12 protein-coding genes and 1 riboswitch are annotated in these 17,540 nt (G+C 39.0%); of the genes, 10 read left to right on the plus strand and 2 right to left on the minus strand.

Features of this window, described 5'->3' with window-relative positions; translation table 11 throughout:
- The first annotated feature begins 264 nt into the window (after nucleotides 1-264).
- Genes NV349_RS10650 through NV349_RS10660 form a run of 3 tightly spaced genes read left to right on the plus strand, consistent with a single transcriptional unit; the run spans nucleotide 265 to nucleotide 3,570 of the window.
- Entirely contained in the window at nucleotides 265-1,479 is a 1,215-nt protein-coding gene (locus NV349_RS10650; RefSeq protein ID WP_271913347.1) for a spore germination protein, read from the plus strand.
- Entirely contained in the window at nucleotides 1,476-2,504 is a 1,029-nt protein-coding gene (locus NV349_RS10655) for a GerAB/ArcD/ProY family transporter (RefSeq protein ID WP_271913350.1), read from the plus strand. Before NV349_RS10650 ends, NV349_RS10655 begins: the two co-directional genes overlap by 4 nt.
- Nucleotides 2,494-3,570, plus strand: a complete 1,077-nt coding sequence (locus NV349_RS10660; RefSeq protein WP_036126053.1) for a Ger(x)C family spore germination protein — start codon at nucleotides 2,494-2,496, stop codon at nucleotides 3,568-3,570. The genes NV349_RS10655 and NV349_RS10660 overlap by 11 nt, the downstream gene beginning before the upstream one ends.
- Before the next feature lie 42 nt (nucleotides 3,571-3,612).
- Here NV349_RS10660 and NV349_RS10665 read toward each other — a convergent pair whose 3' ends face one another.
- Complete coding sequence (locus NV349_RS10665) at nucleotides 3,613-4,959, minus strand: MATE family efflux transporter (protein ID WP_036126051.1); 1,347 nt, start codon at nucleotides 4,957-4,959, stop codon at nucleotides 3,613-3,615.
- Between the two features lie 172 nt (nucleotides 4,960-5,131).
- Here NV349_RS10665 and NV349_RS10670 point away from each other — a divergent pair, with 172 nt between their 5' ends.
- Nucleotides 5,132-6,208 (plus strand): undecaprenyldiphospho-muramoylpentapeptide beta-N-acetylglucosaminyltransferase, encoded by a 1,077-nt coding sequence (locus NV349_RS10670; RefSeq protein WP_271913352.1) that lies wholly within the window; start codon nucleotides 5,132-5,134, stop codon nucleotides 6,206-6,208.
- Nucleotides 6,209-6,289: 81 nt separating this feature from the next.
- On the opposite strand, the gene NV349_RS10675 is transcribed toward NV349_RS10670, so the two are convergent.
- Entirely contained in the window at nucleotides 6,290-6,838 is a 549-nt protein-coding gene (locus tag NV349_RS10675; RefSeq protein ID WP_089933612.1) for a GNAT family N-acetyltransferase, read from the minus strand.
- 541 nt (nucleotides 6,839-7,379) lie between these two features.
- On the opposite strand from NV349_RS10675, the gene NV349_RS10680 reads away from it, so the two are divergent.
- The 6 genes from NV349_RS10680 (at nucleotide 7,380) to NV349_RS10705 (ending at nucleotide 17,494) form a co-directional block, all read left to right on the plus strand.
- Nucleotides 7,380-9,407, plus strand: a complete 2,028-nt coding sequence (locus NV349_RS10680; protein WP_036126045.1) for a diguanylate cyclase domain-containing protein — start codon at nucleotides 7,380-7,382, stop codon at nucleotides 9,405-9,407.
- A 113-nt stretch (nucleotides 9,408-9,520) separates the two neighbouring features.
- Nucleotides 9,521-10,195, plus strand: coding sequence for a response regulator transcription factor (locus NV349_RS10685; RefSeq protein ID WP_058844437.1), 675 nt, complete (start codon nucleotides 9,521-9,523; stop codon nucleotides 10,193-10,195).
- Nucleotides 10,192-11,577, plus strand: coding sequence for a HAMP domain-containing sensor histidine kinase (locus NV349_RS10690; RefSeq protein WP_036126039.1), 1,386 nt, complete (start codon nucleotides 10,192-10,194; stop codon nucleotides 11,575-11,577). The genes NV349_RS10685 and NV349_RS10690 overlap by 4 nt, the downstream gene beginning before the upstream one ends.
- Before the next feature lie 232 nt (nucleotides 11,578-11,809).
- Entirely contained in the window at nucleotides 11,810-14,635 is a 2,826-nt protein-coding gene (locus tag NV349_RS10695; protein WP_271913357.1) for a 2-oxoglutarate dehydrogenase E1 component, read from the plus strand.
- A gap of 94 nt (nucleotides 14,636-14,729) precedes the next feature.
- The gene (gene odhB, locus NV349_RS10700; protein ID WP_249645685.1) at nucleotides 14,730-15,989 is read left to right on the plus strand and encodes a 2-oxoglutarate dehydrogenase complex dihydrolipoyllysine-residue succinyltransferase; all 1,260 of its coding nucleotides are present in this window, start codon (nucleotides 14,730-14,732) and stop codon (nucleotides 15,987-15,989) included.
- 342 nt (nucleotides 15,990-16,331) lie between these two features.
- Nucleotides 16,332-16,518: riboswitch (Lysine riboswitch) on the plus strand.
- Nucleotides 16,519-16,636: 118 nt separating this feature from the next.
- Nucleotides 16,637-17,494 (plus strand): transporter substrate-binding domain-containing protein, encoded by an 858-nt coding sequence (locus NV349_RS10705; RefSeq protein ID WP_271913360.1) that lies wholly within the window; start codon nucleotides 16,637-16,639, stop codon nucleotides 17,492-17,494.
- Nucleotides 17,495-17,540: the final 46 nt, after the last annotated feature.

The raw sequence follows: 17,540 nt of genomic DNA on the forward strand, positions 1-17,540 counted from the left end.
AAATGGCGAAAAATGTTTATACTCTCCAATAGAGGGGGGCGTTTTATGGATAAAGTGGAGTATATGATGAAAAGCCTACAAAAAGCATTCTACCATTCCTCGGATTTGACAGTCAGACAAGTAGATTGGCATGAAGGGGATACGGCTATTTTATGATTTTACGCTTCTCTAGTTGATGCGAAGGAAGTACAAAAAGTACTGGATACCATTTATGCCCGTTTAGATACAGATAAACCTTTTTGGAGTGAAACGTTAATTACGACATTGCAAGATTTTTCCTTACCGCAAGCGATTGAAAGAGTCTGTCAAGGGGAAACGATCGTGATATTGCCTGAAAGGGGAGAGATGCTGACACTTAGCATCATAAATGAGGTGCGTCGAAATCTCGAAGAGCCGATCAACGAACATATTCTTCGAGGTTCGCATGAGGGCTTGATTGAGCGTGCAGACACCAATTTAGCTTTGATACGAAAGCGAGTGAATAATCCCGCACTTGTCGTAAAATCTTTTTCGATTGGCCATCAAACGAAAACAAAGGCCTATTATCTGTATATGGATGGGGTCATACAGCCTGAGACCTTACAGGAGGTTGAAAAGCGGATTGCAGCGATTCAGATCGACTATTTTTATAGTATTGGTCAATTAAGCGATGCGTTAGAGGATTCGGTGTTATCGCCCTTTCCACAATTGTTAAATACAGAGCATCCAGATCGTGTAGTAGCCAATTTAGTGGAGGGCAAGGTCGTGGTCATGACAAATATTTCACCATCTGCCTTAATTGGTCCCGTGACCTTTTTCTCTTTCTATCAAACACCCGATGATTATAATGGTCGGGTTGTTGTTGGCTCCTTTTATAAAATCGTCCGCTTACTGTCGTTTATAACCGCGGTTTTTTTACCAGCTTTTTATATTGCAGTAGTTAGCTTTCATTTTGAGGTACTGCCACTAGAACTGAGTAATCAAGTGAAAAACGATGTGAATGAAATCCCTTATCGACCACTAATCGAAGCGCTCATTCTTGAAATCATTATGGAGCTTATTCGAGAATCGAGTATACGTTTGCCGCAATCTGTAGGGCAAACAATTGGAATCGTTGGGGGGCTAGTAATAGGAGATGCCATCGTTAATGCAGGGTTAGTGTCTAATTTAATGGTCATTGTCGTTGCCTTAACGGCTATTTCAAGCTATGTCGTTCCATCCGTTGAATTGAATAGTACCATACGTATGTTACGCTTTCCGTTTATGGTCCTAGCCTCATTGTTTGGGTTTTTAGGGATTGTCATAGGGGTTGTTATTTTACTCATTCATCTAATCAGTTTAACTTCTATTAAACAGCCGTATTTTTCACCCATCGTACCTTTTCAGCCAAAAGCGGTGTATAAAATTTTTTTACGCTGGCCATTCATTAAACCGACTGTGCAAGTTACTTCCTTTGACCCACCAGAGGATGAACAGCTAAAAAATGAGGATACGCCATGAAGTTTTCGCTATCTAAGGCTCAATTTTTTTTAGTACTATTTATTATTCAAACAGGTGTCGTCTATATTGCCTTCCAAACCCCTTTAATCATTTACAGTCAACATAATGCTTGGCTCGTTTTTATTTTAGCAAGTGTCATTCATTATGGTCTGTTGCTCCTGTTTGAACGCTATTATGCCTACTTTTATTTAAATCGATTTTTTCGCTGGGTCTATCAGCTTTATTGGATTTTATTAGCGGCTGTACTGATTGCCTATATGGGATATGTTTTGGCCACATGGGTATTACCACAAACCCCTGAATGGCTCGTTGTTGTACTGATTGTCGCACTATCCTTGTATGCCAACCTAGTAAGACCAGAAACGGTCATTAACATCGGTGTCATGCTCATACCAATCATTTTCCTTTTTGTGCTTTTTTTAATGCTGGCGATTCCCGATTTAACATGGAGTAATCTATTTCCTATTGAATGGAATCATATGAGACAAATCATGGGGGGCTTGATTCATAGTACCTATGCTTTTTTTGGCATTGAAATGTACCTTCTTTATCGACCATTTCTAAAACAAGATACACAGGTGAAAGGGCGGCCTTTATTCATCTACCAACTGGTCATTTTTGTATTTTATTTGATTTCCGTGCTTTTTACGCAAATGTTCTTTGCCTTAGATGAAATCAAGTTGATCCCAGAGCCGATTATGTATATTTTAAAATCACAGGAAGTGACATTTGTTAAACGACTTGATATTTTCTTCGTCTATATTTGGCTATCATGGTCTATTGTCACGGTCATGATTTTTGGTCTGTCCTTTCGAGTGCTGTATCTTTCAAAAAAAAGGAAGCATCCGCAATGGAGTATTATTATCTACCATCTTTTACTGGCAATACTACCGCTCTTTATGATGCAATTTCAGCGCATTGAGTTTATTAAAAATTCTTTGCACTATGTATTATTCTTTTTTACTTTTCTACTACCGCTCATCATTATCTGTTGGAATAAATGGAGGGGAAAACGTGTATCGTAAAGGGAGTATAATCATCTTATCTATAGTGCTTTTAGCGGGATGTTGGGATGAACGTCTTTATAAAAATGCGTCTGTCGTAACACTCGTTGGTGTGGAAGGCTATGTTGGGGAGTACAAAGGCTATTATGCTTATCCGAATACAACAGCACAGCAAAATGAAGTGATTGAAGCGGAAGGGATTTCACCGAAAGATGTACGCAATAACGCCAATTTGAAAGTCGAGCAAACGCTTGATCTATCGGAGCTATCAACGCTCCTAATAGCGGATCAAACAGTGAGAGAGCCCATTTATGATATCTTGGATATTTATTTTCGCGATCCTCAAAATCCGATATCCATCAAAGTGGCGATAACAGAAGGGGATGTCAAACCATACGTCGACTTAACGAAGGATTTAGCTGGAAGCGCAGGCGTTTATTATGAACGCTTTATCGAAAGTACAGAGGAAAATACCTTTTTTCCGAAATTAGATTTACAAACGATTGGCTCGATGTTATTTGAACAAACAATCGATATCACGCTACCGTATATTCGGCTAGGTGAGGATAAAAAGCACGTTGTTGCGGCTGGTTTAGCTTTATTTTCAGGTCAAACCTTTACGGGCACAGTATTAACGCCAAAACAATCCCTCATCATGCTAATTTTAATGAATCAAACTAATAAGCAAGCACGTATGAGTTATATGTGGAAGCATGACGGGAAAGAAATGCCGATTACGGCAGATGTTATCCATGTGAAGCGTAAATGGATAGTGGATGAGGAACTGAGACGAATAACGATGGATTACCAACTCGAGGTCGGAATTGAAGAATTCGCCCAAGATCATTTGTATAAAGAAACCATTTTTAAGGATGTTCAACAATTGATTCAAAAGCATTTGCAGGCGGAGTTTGAGGAGGTCTTACGTATACTTCAAAATCAAAAGTCTGATACATTAGGAATTGGTCGCTATATTCGTGCCTATCACCCGAAGATGTTTAAGGACGACTGGCATACGGAATATACATCCTTACAGCTCGTGCCGTCTGTTCAAGTGAAAATCATTCGTACAGGTGTATTACGCTAAAAAATCGCCTTTCTCAAGAGGGAGAAAAGCGATTTTTTGTCGTTAGACGGTAACTCTTTTTTGAACAATTAGCAGACGGATAAGCAGGGTGATTGCGCCCATTGTTAAACCAGCAACAAGTCCAATCCAATATCCAAATGGACCAAAATCAGTATGCGTAGCAAGGATATAGCCCACGGGCAAGCCAATGATCCAATACGAGATAATTGCCATCATAAATGTGATCATAACATCCTTATAGCCACGTAATGCCCCTTGTACGGGTGCTTGAATCGCATCCGAGAGCTGAAAAATGGCTGCATAAACTAAAAATTGTACAGCATACTCAAGTACTATAGGATCTGTTGAATACATATGAGCTACAGGCTCACGTAAAATAAATAAGATACAAGCAGAAATAAAACTAAATAAAATGGCTGTGCCGACACATAGATAACTATAAATACGAGCATCCCGCATGCGACCAGCACCAATTTCAAAGCCTACTAATATGGTAACACCCATGGAAATACTAAGCGGCACCATATAGAGCAGGGAGGTGAAATTTAAGGCAATTTGATGAGCAGCAATAATTTCTGTACTAAAATTACTCATCATCATGGTAACGGCAGAAAAAATGCTTGTTTCTGCAAATAAGGAGATGCCAATTGGCACACCAATCAGTAAAATTTCCTTCCATCGAAGCCATTCCAGCTTCGGCCAATGGTGGAACAAACGGAAACGTTCGAACGGTACTCGTTTGGCGATAATCCATACAGTAATCAAGAAAATGAGCCAGTACGTAATTGCTGTTGCGACACCTGCACCAATCCCGCCAAGCTCTGGTGCGCCGAATTTACCGAAAATAAAAATGTAGTTAAGGACGATATTAATCGGCGTTGTCAATAATGTAATAATCATTGTGACACGTGTCTGCCCAAGGGCATCAATGAAACAACGCATGACAAAAAATAAGAATAAAGGTAAAAGACCAGCACACATCGCATAGATGTAGCCTTTTGCAATGCTATGTACAGCAGATTCTAAATTCATCTTGCTAAGTATCCAATCGATGCCAAAAAAGAGCCCTGTGAAGATGATGATTGCCAGCAAAATGGCTACATAAATACCTTGCTGAACGGCCTTTTTGGCATCCATCTCTTGTTTCGCTCCGACTAGCTGTGAGACAATCGGTGTAATGGCAAGGAGAATACCCGACAGTCCTGTATAAATCGGCATCCAAATGGAGGAGCCGATTGAGACACCTGCTAAATCGGCCGTCCCATAGCGACTGGACATTAAAATATCAAAAAATGAAATAAGATAAATGGCTACTTGTGTTACTAAGATGGGAACAATCATTTTTAAAAGTAGTGCATATTTTTCCTTAATTGTGGATGTTTGGTACATATTTGATACTTCCTTCGTGAACATAATGAACAAGTATAGCATATGTAAAGAGAGAAAAGCTTGAAATTTTCGTGCTTCATCTATATCTTTTCTTCAGCATATAGTAAAATAGAACACTGTAAACAAAAAGTAGTGCGGACTACAATGGTTTTTAAGGAATAGGAGAATTAATGTGAAACAACAAACTATCATTTTAACCGGTGGTGGGACAGCTGGCCATGTATCGTTAAATCAAGCGATACTCCCGTCTTTACTTGAACTTGGTTATGATGTCCACTATATTGGTTCAGAACAAGGTATTGAAAAAGAATTAATAGGCGAGGCCTTCCCCGATGTTCCGTTTTATGGCATTGCGAGTGGTAAATTGCGTCGTTATTTCTCAGTGAAAAATTTTACAGACCCATTTAAAGTGCTTGCTGGAATGATGCAGGCTTTTCGTATTATTAAAAAAGTAAAGCCACAGGTTGTCTTTTCAAAGGGTGGCTTTGTTTCAGTACCTGTTGTTATGGCAGCAAAACTGGCAGGTGTGCCTGTTGTTATACATGAATCTGATGTGACACCTGGTCTTGCCAATAAAATTGCCCTGCCTTTTGCCTCTCATGTGTTCACGATTTTTGAAGAAACACTAAAGCATTTACCACAAGAAAAGGCAACTTGCACAGGCTCCATTATTCGTCCGGAGTTGTTTGAGGGCGAACGGGCAAAAGGGTTATCATTCTGTGGCTTTTCAACATTAAAGCCTGTTTTACTAGTGATGGGCGGAAGTTTAGGCTCTGTTGTTCTAAATGAGGCATTGCGTCAAAACTTACCAGAGCTTTTAAAGCAATTTCATATTATTCATTTGTGTGGGAAAGGGAACTATGACCAAGCACTAGAGACAATGCCTGGCTACAAGCAATTTGAGTATGTGACAACAGAGTTACCTGATCTATTGCATGCAGCAGATTTTATCGTGTCACGAGCAGGCTCTAACTCCATTTTCGAATTTTTGGCACTACACAAGCCGATGCTATTAGTGCCGCTATCCGCACAAAAAAGTCGTGGGGATCAAATTTTAAATGCCAACTTGTTTAAAAAACAGGGCTATGCGGAAGTGCTGCAGGAAGAAGAATTAACAAAGGAATCTTTTATGAAGTCGGTTCATACATTAACAGAGTGTAAGGCAGAAATGGTAGAGAAGATGTCAAAAACGCAAAAACCAAAAACACCAGACGAAATGGCAACATTAATTTTGCACTACAAAAAATAAAGGCTCTTTGAAAAAAGAAAAGAAGCTATGAGGCAGGTCAAAGATGACAAAACCTTATAGCTTCTTATTATATATGACACATTACATGGCTTGCTCTTCGCCTTCTTGCATTTGATGTGCTGTTATTAAGTAGAATAAATCTTTTTGAATTTTGAATAAATTAAATTGAGCTTCACCGCTATTGACCTGTTCTAATAAAGTCGGATGACTTTCATTGGCACTCACCACATAAGGTAGCTTTAATGCGGCACGCTGTGATTTTAAATTTTCAACTCGTATACGGAGAAATACCGTATGGAAATTATAATCAAAAAATAACTCATTCAAAAATAGCATTTTTGCCTTTTGATTATAGCCTTTACCCTGGTAAGGGAGTCCAATCCACGTTCCTAAAAAGCCTGCACCGTCCTCCACATCGTGAATACTAATGGTGCCGATTGGTTGACCCCAATCATCAGTAATGGTCCTCGAGATAGCGAGTCCTCTCGCTTCCTCTTCAATCAGTTGTTTTGTCATAAACCAATACTCATCAGCGGATGTGGCTTTCTGACGGACAAAAGGGAATACAGAAGGGTGTGATAATAGCTCATAAAGCTCTGTACATTCATGCAGGTCTCGATGTTTAAGCATACGAAACGCCTCCTTTACTAGGGTAGTTAAAACAATTCCGTTGAAGCATAAAGAAGAAAACTAAAATTCGTACTGGAATTAAAACCCAAAGAACTAGACGTTATAACTATGATATTCCATAATCTCCCGCTGTCTTACTGATTTCGACCATACCGAAAAAAGGCTAGTTTTTTAAATATAATATAACACGAAAGCTGTTTGATGCAATCATTTTGCTCGAAAAAAACAAAATTTGAGTTTAGTAGTCAGTAAATTCTGACAAAAGAAGAGGCGTTGGCGAAAATATTGTTGTTTTTTAGCATTAAGTCTATCCTATCAATTTTATCTAATATTAATCATTTATACACTTCTTTAGTAGGATTTAAATGTTTCTACAATAGGTAATATATCAAAAAATATCCTAAAAAGGATATAATTTATCTTATTCTGTAAGGGTAATTTTTGATTTTTATGTTATAATAGTAGTATTATATAAAATCGAACAAAACATACATACTAGCATTTTTATCATGATTGCAATGGCTTTTCTGGAGGTGACAGCATGGAGTATCTTTTAAGCGAAGATTTTTTTAATTCATTATTTATTGGCAAAGATTTTGCTTTTCTCATGAAAAAAGTAGAGGATGATTATCAATATATTCGCTTAAACCAAGCAGCTCGTGACCTGTTATCAAATGAGGCGATTGGAAAAATGATTTCAAGCGTTACCTCAGAGCGCATTTTTTCGATCATTCAGAAAAACTACGATCAAGCGATTAGGGAGCATAATCAGGTTGACTATGTAGATTATGCGTATTTTCAGTCGGAGGTTCATAAATACGAAACGTCTGTCAGACCGTTGAAATATAATAATGAAGACTATATATTAGCCATCACAAAGGAAATCCTCTATGACCGCAATATTGAGGATAAATTTTTATTTATGCGGTCCATGTTTGACCATGCCTTTTTCTCCACGGTCATTTTATCGGCCGAAGGTATGGTATACGAAGTGAATTCTTGCTTTATGGAAGATTTCCAATTAGATAATGAAACTGTCAAGCAAAAATTGTTTGTTGATTTACCGATTATCCCGAAAGAAGAGGTTGAACACATTGAAGCTTGTTTACAAAAAGCAGCGAGAGGGGAAAACCTTGATAAAAAGCTGATCAAGCTGTTTACGTCAGAAGGTCAGGAGCGCATGTATTTAATGTCCCTATCGCCTGTAATGCAGGATGATAATTCGTTTGCTATCTTTCTAATCATGCAGGATTTTACTCAATTTACTTTACAAAAAGCAGAATTACGTTCGAAGTCTCATGGTTTAGAAGTGTTTAAGTCTGCCTTAAATTCAGCTACAGCCATTGCTGTATTGGACCATAAAGGCTATATTACGGAAGCAAGCGATATGTTTTTACAGGCTTCTGGCTACACTGCGGAGGAATTAATAGGTCAGCCCTATTCATTAATGGAGCCAAGGTTCAATGCGCAAAACTTTTTACAATTAATCGAAGGCAAGCTGGATACAATGGAGATTTGGCGAGGAGAACTGTGCTATCGCACAAAATATCATGCCGATTATTGGGTGGAGGCAACCATTGTGCCGTTAAAAAATGAGTTCGGTAAAATCGAACAAATTTTAACCATTAACTATAATATTACAGATAAGAAAAAAATGTTCACAGAATTAAAAAATATTGAACGTACTTTCCGACTCATTACGGAAAATACAAATGATTTAATCGTGATTACGAATGAAGATGGCATTATTCTTTATGCGTCTCCATCCTATGGGATTTATTTAGGGTATGAAAATGAAGAGCTACTTGGGCAGTTTTACAGTGATATTTTAGATCAAGAAAGTAAAAACGAATGGCAAACATTTTTAAACAATTTTACAGGTCAGCCAGAAACACAGTTTGAGCTTTTACTAAAGGCGAAGGACGGTACACCGATTTGGACAGAGGGCAATGTCACGGTTGTACATGACCCTGAACGTGAAAAGGTTTCACAAATTATGATGGTGTCTCGAGAAATTACTCATCGTAAAGAAAGAGAAAATGATTTGCTCTATTTAGCCTATCATGATGCGTTAACACAGCTACCTAATCGACGTTATTTACAAAAAGAGTTTCCGAAAATACTGGCTAAAGCAGCTGAAAATCAAACCTGTGTCGCCATGCTCTATCTAGATGGTGATGATTTTAAAGAAGTCAACGATCGTTTTGGTCATGACACAGGGGATGCGTTTATTCAGCGCTTTGGTAATGCCTTAAATCAAACGGTTCGAAGTCATGACATGGTCATTCGAATTGGTGGCGATGAATTTATCGTCATCCTAACAGGTTTAACAAGAGAAGCTGATAAAAGGCATGACCAAATTATGCATATTATTCGTCGAATCCGCGATGAACTAGCAGAAGGCTGGATGATTGAAGACCATCATTTTACTCCTACAGCCTCAATCGGTATTGCCTATTATCCAGATCATGCACAAACTTTGGATGAGTTAATGGATTTAGCCGACCGAGCTTTATATCGATCAAAAGAGTTGGGAAAAAATAATCTTTCCATTTCGGGAATACAATAAAAAAGTCTGTCCACAAGGTTTCCCTTGTGAAACAGACTTTTTGTTTGATGTTATGCTAGAACGTGAGAGGGATAAATATCCTATATCGTTATTTTAGAATAGAAGGTGATACAATGCCTAAGAAGATATTGTTGGTAGAAGATGAGAAGCATATTGCGCGTTTTGTTGAACTAGAATTACAGCATGAGGGCTATGAGGTGAAAACAGCCTTTGATGGACGGGATGGACTGGCTTTGGCCACTACGGAAAATTTTGATGTTCTCTTATTGGATGTGATGCTGCCAGGCATTAATGGCATTGAAATTTGCCGCCGTATCCGAACGCAGTCACAGGTACCAATTATTTTATTAACGGCGAGAGATGCTGTAATGGACCGTGTAGCGGGCTTAGATGCAGGAGCCGATGACTATATCGTCAAGCCTTTTGCTATTGAAGAGCTGCTTGCTAGAATACGGACGATTTTACGTCGTGTCACACCAGAGCCTACTAGCAGTGAATCTTTATGTTTACGAGATATTGAAATAGATGTGGCAGCCTATGAAGTTTTTGTTCAAGGGAATAAACTTGACCTAACAAAGACAGAATATGATTTACTAAAACTATTAATCGAGCACAAAAATAGAGTGTGTACGAGGGAGCATATTTTAACGTCAGTTTGGGGCTATGATACGGATATCGAGACCAATGTAGTAGACGTTTATATCAGACATTTACGCACAAAGCTCCCTGGTGATATGAACGCTTATATCGAAACTGTTCGTGGTGTTGGGTATGTGATGCGTGAATGAATAAATTAAAAAATTATGTACGTCACCAATCTTTACAGAAAAAATGGATGCTGACATCAAGTAGTGTCATCTTTATTAGCTTTACAATTATTTGTATAGTCGTTTATCTTTCGCTTCATACATGGCTCTTAAACGATGAGGAAGGTAAGGTCAAACGTACAAGTGACGATATTATCTCCTTTTTAGAATCACAAGGTCCTAATGTTACCATTCAGCAAATACAACAAAATACAGGTTTGCTCAAATCCATTGCCGATCGCGATGAAACGGTCAGAATATTTAATAGAGATGGAGTGGATATTTTACGTATCAATGATACTTCAGCTGCTGCACCGCTACAATCGATGCAAGAAGTTCTGGAAATGACCATCGATAAGAAGGATGTACTCGTCATCAATGAACCGATACGGATCGGCTTTTTTCAAGGCTATATCCAAGTTATTCATCCTTTGACTAGCTTTCAATCCCTTATGCATTACCTTCTGACAGCGATGCTAATAGCGGGGATAGGGGCATTGATACTATCAGGCTCCATTGGCTATTATTTGGCCAATTATTTAATGAAGCCATTACATGAATTGCGTGCATCCATGAAGACGGTGGTAGACCAAGGATTTAATCAGCCTATCCAGCTAACCTATACATCACAGGATGAGATTGGTGATCTGTTAAAAATGTACAATGCGATGATGAATGAGCTGCAAATTTCCTTTACCCAGCAGCAACAATTTGTCGCAGATGCTTCCCATGAACTGCGAACACCGATTCAAGCCATTGAAGGGCATCTCTCCCTGTTAAAAAGATGGGGCAAAGATGATCCAGCCATTTTAGAAGAATCCATTGATACTTCCCTAACGGAGATTGCTCGGATGCGCAAAATGATTGAGGAATTATTAGAGCTTGCACGACGTGAGGAAAAAGATGAGGCAAGTGAGGCAAATGCACTAGTAGTAATAGAAGCCGTCATGGAGGAGCTACAGCTTGTCCATCCACAAGCACGAATATCGCTGTCGAAAAATGGCGAAATCGGTCCGTTATTTATTACCGAAAATGCACTAAGTCAAATCGTTCGTAATATAATAGAGAATGCAATTCGTTATTGTGAAAAAATTCCTGAGATTGAAATTTCTCTTACAACTGCTGGAAAAATTGCATGTTTAGAAATTGCTGATAATGGTATAGGAATAGCAGAAGAGAATATGCCGTTTATCTTTGATCGATTTTATCGAGTGGATGAAGCAAGAAATCGTCAAATTGGTGGAACTGGCTTAGGACTTAGCATTTCGAAGATGTTACTTGAAAAATACAATGCGACAGTAGAAGTCAAGAGTGAGGTTAATATTGGAACCGTTTTCTCGCTAAGAATACCGCTAAAATATTAAGAAAAATTCACGCTTTATTTCATTATTCTATCCTTTGCGAAAAAAATTGCTTAATTTGCTAAAAAGAGTTGTATTTTTTGTGAAGAGTAGTAAGATTGAGATGGAAAAAACGTTCTTTAAAATATGGAAAAGTAGTGTGAAACTTTCTTTTAAAGAACGGCTAAATATTATATAATTAATTGTAATTTAATTAATGGAACTGCCGAAAGGCAAAATTTGGAGGTCATTTTTCATGTCGAACAACGTTACAACTGTAAGTTCTCCATGGTCAGCTTTCTCTGGTCCTAACCTAGGATATGTGATGGAGCAATACGACTTATTCTTACAGTCTCCTGAAGAAGTAGAACCGGAGTTAGTTTCTTTATTCCAACAATTTGGTGCACCAGTAGTAGTAGAAGGTGAAGTAGCTGTAGTTAGTCATACAGCAGCGGCTCCTGCTGGCGATTACAAAAAAGTGTTAGCCGCTGTGAAATTAGCAGACGCAATCCGTTCACACGGTCATTTAGCGGCAGATATTTATCCTCTGAAAAACCGTGAACTACAAACAGCTCAAATTGAAGAAAGCGCGTTCAACTTAAGCGCTGCGGATTTAGCTGAAATTCCTGCAGCAATCTTCTTCAAAGATGTGCCAGCAAACGTGAAAAATGGTAAGGATGCAATCGACTATCTAAAAGCTGTTTATACAGATAAAGTGGCATTTGAATACGGTCACGTAGTAGCTACAGAAGAACGTGATTGGATTCAAGCGCAAATTGAATCAGGCTTATTTAAACAAGCATTATCTTCTGAAGAGAAGAAAGCCTTATTAGATCGTTTAACTCGCGTTGAAAATTTCGAAAAATTTATTCATAAAACTTTTGTAGGGCAAAAGCGTTTCTCTGGTGAGGGCTTAGATACGCAAATCGTTCTATTTGATGAAATCGTTAAAACAGCAGAAGCCAAAAATGTAGAAAATGTACGTATTGGTATGGCACACCGTGGTCGTTTAAATGTTTTAACACACATCTTAAACAAACCTTATGACATGATGTTCTCTGACTTTGCACATGTTTCAAATGAGTTATTTATGCCTGAGCATGGCCGCCTTGAAATTACAAAAGGTTGGACAGGTGATGTGAAATACCATATGGGTGCTTCTTACAACCGTGAATCGGGTATGAATGTTAAATTGGCTTACAACCCATCTCACTTAGAAGTTGGCAATCCAGTTGTACTTGGAGCTACTCGTGCAACACAAGATGATACGTCTAAACCAGGCCAAGCGGTACACGACCGTACTAAAGGCTTAGGTATTTTAGTGCACGGTGATGCTGCATTCCCAGGTCAAGGGATTGTGACTGAGGTTTTAAACTTTGCTAAAACAGAAGGCTTTACAACAGGTGGTACAATCCACATTATCGCGAACAATATGATCGGTTTCACAACTGAGCATTATGATTCTCGTTCTTCTGTGTACTCTTCTGACCCAGCAAAAGGTTACGAGGTACCAGTAATCCATGTCAACGCAGATAGCCCAGAGGCAGTAGCGCAAGTGGGTCGTTTTGCTGCTAACTACCGTCAAAAATTCGGCAAAGATATTATTGTAGACTTAGTTGGTTACCGTCGCCATGGTCATAATGAAACAGATGACCCAACTGTGACAAACCCAGAAACATACAAATTGGTTTCTAAACATGAAACAGTGCGTGCTTTATATGGAGCACAATTAGTGGCTGAAGGTCTTCTATCTGCTGAAGATGTAGCTGCCTTAGATACAGCAATCTATGCAGAAATGCAAGCAGCCTATGACCATGTAAGAGAAATGGCAGATAAAGATGATCATCAGCATTTAGAAATGCCAGCAGAATTAAAAGTAGAGTTCCCACAAATTGATACAGCAGTTGGTGCGGAACGTTTAGAAAAAATCAATGAAGAGCTTTTAGTGTTTGAAGAAAACTTCGAGCCACAGAAAAAGCTTGGCAAAATTTTAGAAAAACGTCGTGATGCCTATGCATCAGCAAAAATTGACTGGGGCCATGCAGAAACGTTAGCATATGCGACAATTATCCAAGACGGCACACCAGTACGTTTTACAGGTCAAGATGCTCAACGTGGTACATTCTCTCAACGTCACTTAGTACTTCACGATAAAAACAATGGGAATGTCTTCACACCGCTTCATCATATTTCTGGTGCGAGTGCATCCTTCTCAGTACACAACTCTCCACTGACTGAAGCGGGAGTAGTAGGCTTTGAGTATGGTTACAACCTAGAAAATAGTCATGTTTTAACAGTGTGGGAAGCACAATTCGGTGACTTTGCGAACATGGCACAAGTGATGTTTGATAACTTTATTTCAGGGGCACGCTCTAAATGGGGCCAAAAATCTGGATTAGTGATCCTTTTACCACATGGTTATGAAGGTCAAGGTCCAGAGCACTCTTCAAGCCGTATGGAACGCTATTTACAAATGTCAGCTGAAAACAACTGGTTTGTAGCGAACTGTTCAAACGCAGGTAACTACTATCATTTATTACGCCGTCAAGCAGCGTTATTAGGTACAGAAGGGGTACGTCCACTTGTAGTCGTATCACCAAAATCACTATTACGTCACCCATTAGCTGCGGCGAATGCTGAACAATTAGCAAATGGTTCATTCCAAGAAGTGATTGAACAACCAGGTTTAGGCGCTAAACCAGAAGCTGTAGAGCGTATCGTTTTAGGAACTGGTAAAGTGATGATCGACTTAGCGGATCGCGTAAAAGACGGAGAAGGCTTCGATCATTTACACATTATTCGTGTAGAACAACTTTACCCATTCCCAAAAGAGCAAGTTGCTGGTATTATTGCTAAGTATCCAAATGTGAAAGAAATTGTTTGGGTACAAGAAGAACCTAAAAACCAAGGCTCATGGAATTATGCATTAGAAACATTATATGAACTTTCAGAAGGTAAAAAACTTCGCTATGTAGGTCGTCCTGCAATGAGCTCAACTTCTGAAGGGGATGCAGATTCTCATAAAGCAGCACAAGCAGCATTAATTGAAGCGGCAGTTGCTGAGCCAGTGAAGGTTAAATAATCACATATAAATTTTTGAAAAAACCGGGCTACTTGCCCTCAAGCAGTAGCCCTTTTATGTGCGTCATGCACGTTAATCAAAGGAGGAAATGAAAGTGGCTGAAATTAAAGTCCCTGAATTAGCAGAATCGATTACAGAAGGTAGTATCGCACAGTGGGTAAAAAAAGTGGGCGATCGCGTTGAAAAAGGTGAATTCATCGTTGAACTTGAAACAGATAAAGTAAACGCTGAAATCATTTCTGAAGAAGCAGGTGTATTAACACAAATTTTAGCTGAAGAAGGCGATACTGTACTAGTTGGTCAAGTTATCGCAGTAGTAGAAGCAGGCGAAGGCGCAGCACCTGCACCTGCAGCGGCTCCAGCTGAAGCAGCTCCGGCTCCAGCAGCGCCACAAGCAGCATCTGCACCAGTAGCAGCGGCTCCAGTTGTAGAAGAAACTTCTGGTGAGCGAGTAATCGCCTCTCCAGCAGCACGTCGTCTTGCTCGTGAAAAAGGTATCAACCTTGCAGCAGTATCTCCAGTAGATCCACAAGGACGTGTACGTGTACAAGATGTAGCAGCTCATGGTACAGCTCCAGCTGTAGCACCAGTAGCAGCACCTACATCAGTAGCAACTTCAGGTGGCCCAGTAGTATTTACACCAGCAGCTAATTCTGACCGTGTAACAGTTGAAAAAATGAGCCGTCGTCGCCAAACAATTGCTAAACGTTTATTAGAAGTGAAACAATCAACAGCAATGTTAACAACATTTAACGAAATTGACATGACAAATATCATGGCACTTCGTAAACGTAAACAAGAAGAGTTTGTAAAAGCAAACGACATCAAACTTGGTTTCATGTCATTCTTCACAAAAGCTGTTGTTGCGGCACTAAAAAAATACCCATACGTAAACGCTCAAATCTCTGGCGATGAAATTCATTTAAATAACTTCTTTGATATCGGTATTGCTGTATCAACTGAAGAAGGTTTAGTTGTACCAGTTGTACGCGATGCAAACAGCAAAAACTTTGCAGAAATCGAAAAAGATATCGCTAACTTAGCGACAAAAGCTCGTGATAAAAAATTAGGCTTAAATGACATGGCTGGTGGATCATTCACAATCACAAATGGTGGTGTATTCGGTTCATTAATGTCAACTCCAATCATGAATGGTACGCAAGCTGGTATTTTAGGTATGCACTCAATTGTTAACCGTCCAGTTGCAGTAAATGGTGAAGTTCAAATCCGTCCAATGATGTATGTAGCACTTTCTTACGATCACCGTATCATCGATGGAAAAGATTCTGTAGGATTCTTAAAAACAGTTAAAGAATTAATCGAAAATCCTGAAGATTTACTATTAAATTCATAATGCCATTCAACCCTGCGAACAATGTTCAGCAGGGTTTTTTTATGCATGACGAAAGATTTTGATCGATTCTATGTTTGAAAGAGTACTAATGTTATATCGTTTAGAGGAGCAAAAAAGACATAAACACAACTTTTCTCACATAGAGCACATACTCTATAATAAAAATTTGTTTTAATTTTCAGAAATATCGATAGAAGCTTAACGATTTAAAATGAATAGAGAACGAACAATATCCTAATATTGTCATTAGTCAGAAAAATGTTAAAACTGTCTTGACGAGTGTACTAGTTTTATAGTAGTATCTAAATATCAATTAAATAAACAAACCTCACTAACGTTTACCAGTGAGGTAGAGGCGCGGTATTTATTAGTTCATTGTTGAGTTCAAGCAAGCGAAGACGCAATGAAGAAGGAAATATCGCCGAAGTATAAAAGGAGCTCGTACTTTTATGCTGGGTCTGCAGTGAATAAGTGCAGGACTGTCCTAGTAAATGGATTTCCAGATTTACTAGGTTGTGCTATCTCGGAAAATGGAAATTATAGTGAGGATTTGGGCAACTGTCATACAAGGTAAGACCTAAGTTCAATATACTTAGGTCTTTTTTATTACAGTTGTCTTATTTTTTTACAGAAAAGGGGAGTTTTTTATGAAAAGAAAATGGTTGTTAGTAATGATCTCTATCATGACAGCAATTGTGCTAGCTGGATGTGGCACTAGCGACAAAAAGGATGGCGGTTCAGGTGATGCTGGTGCTGACAAGGAAGCAAGTGGCGGTGAATTCCGAATCGGAATGGAGGCTGGCTATCCACCATTTAACTGGACACAGCAAGGTGATGCTAATGGTGCAGTGAAAATTGCTGATAATGCAGAGTATGCAGGCGGCTACGATGTCCAAATGGCAAAAAAAATTGCTGAAGGCTTAGGCAAAGAGCTAGTCATTGTCAAAATGGAATGGGACGGATTAGTACCAGCGCTACAATCTAACAAAATTGATGCGATTATCGCGGGTATGTCACCAACTGAAGAGCGTAAGAAAACGATTGATTTTACAGAAAACTACTATACTTCTGATTTCGTTATGGTTATTAAGAAAGGTAGCAAGTATGAAAATGCAAAATCGATTCAAGATTTCTCTGGTGCTAAAATTACTTCACAATTAAATACATCGAACTACAACGTTATTGATCAAATTAACGGTGTAGAAAAACAAACAGCAATGGAAAGCTTCCCCGCAATGCGTGTCGCTTTAGAGGCTGGCAAAATTGATGGCTATGTAGCAGAACGTCCAGAAGGTATTTCCGCTGCTGCTGCCAACGATAAGTTCACATATGTCGCATTTGAAGAAGGCTTTGATACGGATCTTTCCAATACTTCGATTGCTGTAGGCTTACGTAAAGACGATGCAAACCGTGAAAAAATCAACGAAATCCTAAAAGGTATTTCGGAAGACGATCGTCAAGCGATTATGGAAGAAGCGATTTCTCAACAACCAGCAGCACAATAATGACAAGGCACGGGCTAGTTGCTGGTCCGTGCATGATCATTTCATC

The organism is Lysinibacillus sp. OF-1, assembly GCF_028356935.1.
GTDB classification, from domain to species: Bacteria; Bacillota; Bacilli; order Bacillales_A; family Planococcaceae; genus Lysinibacillus; species Lysinibacillus fusiformis_D.